General features: G+C 73.1%; 1 protein-coding gene. It reads right to left on the bottom strand.

What is annotated here, in order from left to right; translation table 11 throughout:
- On the bottom strand, positions 1–1818 hold a 1818-nt coding region (locus tag GXP76_RS35350), incomplete at its 3' end, for a polyketide synthase dehydratase domain-containing protein (protein WP_242575711.1).
- Positions 1819–1847 lie beyond the last annotated feature (29 nt).

Genomic DNA, 1847 nt, shown 5'->3' with positions numbered 1-1847 from the left:
CGCCACCAACCCACCCAACACACCCGTACCACCCGTCACCAACACCGTCCCATCCCGATCAAACGGGCGCTGGACGGCGAGTTCGACGGCCGACGCGCCGGTTGCCCCGTCGATCGGGGCTTCAGTCGGGACGCCAGTCGGGACGTCGGTCGGCACGACAGTGAGTGTGGGTGAGTGCAGGTTGCCGCTGCGGACCGCGAGCTGGTCGTCGCCCGTGGCGAGAGCCGCGCGCAGGAGTTCGGGGGCGATGTCGGTGTCATCGACGTCCAGCAGGACGAACTGGCCGGGGTGTTCGGACTGGGCGGACCGCACCAGACCCCACACCGCGGCGTACGCGAGATCGGTGACGCCCTCGCCCGGCACCACCTCGACGGCACCGCGAGTGACCAGGACAAGCCGGGAGTCCGCGAGCCGGTCGTCGCCGATCCATGCCTGCACCAGTCCCAGCGTCCGGACGACGGCGGCACGGGCAGCCTCGGAGACGTCACCGTCCGGAGCCGCGGAGCCGGTGGTGCACACCAGCACGACGTTCGCCGGCGCCGGATCGGGCAGGAGCCCCCAGACAGGCCGCCGCTCTTCGGTCTCCGTCCCCGTCCCCGTCCCCGTCCCTGTCTCGGTCTCGGTCTCGGTCTCGGTCTCGGTCTCGGCGAGCGTGGGCAGCCTGTCGGCGGAGGGCCAGCTCGGGAGTCCGTCACCGAGCACCACCGTCCGGCCCGACGAGGCGGACGTCGAAGGGCGGGGGCGTACGGGCCACTCGATGCGCCGCAGCATCCCGTCCGTGGACTGGGACGCGGTGCGGGACGCGGTCTGGGAAGCGGTGCGGATGTGTTCCGGCGAGACCGGTCGCAGCACCAAGGACCCGGCCGACAGTACCGGTGCGCCGGTCTCGTCGGTGGCGGTCAGGGAGACGGTGTCCGGCTCCTCGGCAGGTGAGATACGCACGCGCATCCGGTCGGTGCCCGGCCGGTGCAGAACGACGTCGCGCCAGGAGAACGGCAGACGTCCGCCGTCGTTCTCCTCTTCGGCGAAGGTGCCGAGTCCGAGTCCGAGAGCGTGCAGGGCGCTGTCGAGCAGGGCGGGGTGCATTCCGAACCTGCCTGCCTCCGCCGCGTACGAGGTCGGCAACTGCACGTCGACGAAGAGGTCCTGGCCGTGCCGCCAGGCGGCGCGGAGTCCGCGGAAGCCGTCGCCGTAGTGGAACTCGATGCCGGCCAGGCGTTCGTAGAGGTCGTCGATCGGGACCGGTGTCGCTCCGGGCGGCGGCCAGGTGGCGGCGGACGGGGCGACAGCCGGTGCGCCGGCCGAGGGGGTGTCGGCGGCGAGGAATCCGCGGGCATGGCGGTGCCAGGGCGCGTCGTCCGGGGCGTCGCCGGGGCGGGAGTGGATGCTGAGCGGACGCCAGCCGTCGCCGTCGGGCTGCTCCACCAGGACCTGGAGCTCGACCGCGCCCTCGTCGGGAACGATCAGTGGTGATTCCAGGGTCAGTTCGGCGATGCCGCCGGCGCCGGTCAGCCGCGCGGCGTGCGCGGCCACTTCCAGCAGGGCGGTTCCCGGTACCAGCACCGCGCCGAGGATGCGGTGGTCGGCAAGCCAGGGGTGGGAGTCGAGGGCGAGCCGTCCGGTGAGGAGCATTCCGCCGGCGGCGGGTACGGGCACGGCCGCGCCCAGGAGGGGGTGTTCGGCGCTCTGGAGCCCTGCCGCGGTCAGCGCGGGGCCGCCGCGCGGCGTCGAGTTGAGCCAGTGACGCTGACGTTCGAAGGCGTACGTGGGCAGTTCCACGCGCTCGCCGTCGGGACCGGGCAGCGCGGCCCAGTTCACGGGGACGCCTTGGGTGTGGGCCTCGGCCA

This window comes from Streptomyces sp. NP-1717 (genome assembly GCF_022695985.1).
In the GTDB taxonomy this organism is placed as follows: domain Bacteria; phylum Actinomycetota; class Actinomycetes; order Streptomycetales; family Streptomycetaceae; genus Streptomyces.
This window is presented reverse-complemented; position numbering and strand designations above follow the sequence as displayed.